This is a genomic window from Ruegeria sp. SATB045 (assembly GCF_059613525.1).
Map to the genome: position 1 here is coordinate 1 of NZ_JBXWSR010000003.1, position 3,098 is coordinate 3,098.

The following is a 3,098-nucleotide window of genomic DNA, read 5'->3' on the forward strand; positions in this document are numbered from 1 at the left end:
CCTACCGCGAAACGCGGAAAGGCGCCCGTTTGGGCGCCTTTTTGTGTTTCGTGTGCTTTGGATCAGTCGATCATGGGCAGGAGCTTGTCCAGCGACTGCTTGGCGTCGCCATAGAACATGCGGGTGTTTTCCTTGAAGAACAGCGGGTTTTCGATGCCCGAATAGCCGGTGCCCTGACCACGCTTGGACACAAACACCTGCTTTGCCTTCCAGCATTCCAGAACCGGCATTCCGGCGATGGGGCTGTTGGGATCTTCCTGCGCCGCAGGGTTTACGATGTCGTTCGACCCTATCACGATGGCCACATCCGTTTCCGGGAAGTCATCGTTGATCTCGTCCATCTCCAGCACGATGTCATAGGGCACCTTGGCCTCGGCCAGCAGCACGTTCATATGACCCGGCAGACGACCGGCAACAGGGTGGATCGCGAAGCGCACCTCTTTGCCCTTGGCGCGCAGCTTGCGGACCAGTTCACTGACCGACTGCTGTGCCTGCGCCACCGCCATACCGTAGCCCGGAATGATGATCACGCTGTCGGCGTCGTTCAGAGCTGCGGCAACGCCATCGGCGTCGATGGCAACCTGCTCGCCCTCAACTTCCATCTGCGGGCCCGAGGTGCCGCCAAAGCCGCCCAGGATCACGCTGACAAAGTGCCGGTTCATCGCCTTACACATGATGTAGGACAGGATCGCACCCGACGAGCCAACCAGCGCACCCACAACGATCAGCAGGTCGTTGCCGAGGCTGAAGCCAATGGCCGCTGCGGCCCAACCCGAATACGAGTTCAGCATCGACACAACCACCGGCATGTCCGCGCCACCGATGCCCATGATCAGGTGATAGCCGATGAACAGCGCCGCCAGTGTCATCAGGATCAGCGGGAACAGACCGCCCGAGGCGGTGTACCAGATCAGGCAGATCAGCGAGAGACCTGCCGCCGCCGCGTTCAGCGCATGACCGCCGGGCAGCTTGGTCGCCGCCGATGTCACCTTGCCCGCCAGCTTGCCATAGGCCACGACCGAACCGGTAAAGGTGATCGCACCGATGAAGATGCCCAGGAACAGTTCCACATGCAGGATCGTCAGCTCGGCCGCCGTCTTTTTGGCGATCAGCTTGGCAAAGGCGCCCAGATCCGACAGGTCCGCCTGGTTCGCCGCATCCGCAATCGCCATGACCTGCGCCACGTTGCCGATCTCAAAATGCGCGTTGAAGCCCACGAACACAGCCGCCAGACCCACCAGCGAGTGCATCGCCGCGACAAGCTGTGGCATCTCGGTCATCTGCACGCGTTTGGCGACATAGGACCCGATCAAACCGCCGCCTGCAATCAGCAGCAGCGACAGCAACCACAGGCCCGAACCGGGGCCCACAAGCGTGGCAAAGACCGCCAGCGCCATACCGACAATACCGTACCAGACAGCGCGCTTGGCGCTTTCCTGGTTCGACAACCCGCCCAGGGACAGGATGAACAGAACAGCCGCAACAACATAAGCGGCAGTGGTGAAGCCAATCATCTACCCGGCCTCCTTAAGATTTCTGGAACATGGCGAGCATGCGCCGGGTGACAAGGAAACCGCCGAAGATGTTGATCCCGGCCATAAAGACCGACAGCGCCGCCAGCAGGATCACCAGGAACGAGCCCGATCCGATCTGCATAAGCGCCCCAACAATGATGATCGACGAGATCGCGTTGGTGATCGCCATCAGCGGAGTGTGCAGCGAATGCGCCACGCCCCAGATCACCTGGAAGCCAACGAACACGGCCAGCACGAACACGATGAAGTGCTGCATGAAGCTGGCCGGAGCGACCAGACCCACCAGCAGCATCAGCGCGCCGCCCACACCCAGCAGGGTGAACTGCTGCTTGGTCTGCGCCTTGAACGCCGCAATCTCCTGCGCCTTTTTCTCTTCCGGGGTCAGTTCCTTGACCTCGGGCTTCTTCTGCGCCGCGATGGCCTGCACTTTCGGCGGCGGCGGCGGGAAGGTGATCTCACCCTCAAAGGTCACGGTCGAGCCGCGGATCACGTCATCTTCCATGTCGTGGTTGATCTGACCGTCCTTCTCGGGCGTCAGGTCAGTCATCATGTGACGGATGTTGGTCGCGTACAGAGACGACGATTGCGCCGCCATCCGGCTGGGGAAGTCGGTATAGCCGATAATGGTCACGCCATTGTCGGTCACAATCTTCTCATCCGCGACGGTCAGCTTACAGTTGCCGCCTTTTTCCGCCGCTAGGTCCACGATGACCGAGCCCGGCTTCATGCTTTCGACCATATCCTTGGTCCAAAGCTCGGGCGCTTCGCGGTTCGGGATCAGCGCGGTGGTGATCACGATGTCCATCTCGGGGGCAAGTTCACGGAACTTGGCCAACTGCGCGTTGCGGAATTCTTCGGACTGAACCGACGCATACCCGCCAGTGGCCGCGCCATCCTGCTGCTGCTCTTCAAAGTCCAGATAGACGAATTCCGCACCCATCGACTCGACCTGTTCGGCCACTTCGGGGCGCACGTCGAACGCATAGGTGATCGCGCCCAGCGACGTGGACGTCCCGATCGCGGCCAGACCGGCCACACCGGCCCCCACGATCAGAACTTTCGCAGGAGGTACTTTACCCGCCGCTGTCACCTGACCGGTGAAGAAACGGCCAAAGTTGTTGCCCGCCTCGATTACGGCACGGTAGCCTGCGATGTTCGCCATCGACGACAGCGCGTCCATCTTCTGCGCGCGGGAAATACGCGGCACCATCTCCATCGCGATGACATTCGCGCCTTTGGATTTGGCCAGCTCCATCCCGTCTTCATTGCCCGCAGGGTTGAAGAACGAGATCAGCGTCTTGCCCTTGGTCAGACGCTTCAGCTCGGTCTCAGAGGGCTGACGCACCTTGGCGACAATATCGCAGTCTTTCCACAGCGCAGCAGCGGTCTTGATAACCTCAACCCCTGCAGCTTCATAGGCAGCATCCGAAAAACCTGCCGCAAGACCAGCCCCCTTCTCAATGGCGCAGTCATAGCCAAGTTTCTGCAACTGCAAAGCGGACTCGGGCGTCATCGCGACCCGGTTCTCACCGTCCAGTATTTCCTTTGGTGTGCCTAGCTTCA

Annotated in this window: 2 protein-coding genes; both read right to left on the minus strand. The window is 60.7% G+C overall.

What is annotated here, in order from left to right; translation table 11 throughout:
- Positions 1-62: 62 nt before the first annotated feature.
- Positions 63-1,514: an NAD(P)(+) transhydrogenase (Re/Si-specific) subunit beta gene (locus AC2FNR_RS00715; protein WP_170352592.1), complete on the minus strand. Its 1,452-nt coding sequence runs from the start codon at positions 1,512-1,514 to the stop codon at positions 63-65.
- A gap of 13 nt (positions 1,515-1,527) precedes the next feature.
- The coding region (locus AC2FNR_RS00720; RefSeq protein WP_353394998.1) for a Re/Si-specific NAD(P)(+) transhydrogenase subunit alpha at positions 1,528-3,098 on the minus strand (1,571 nt) is incomplete at its 5' end.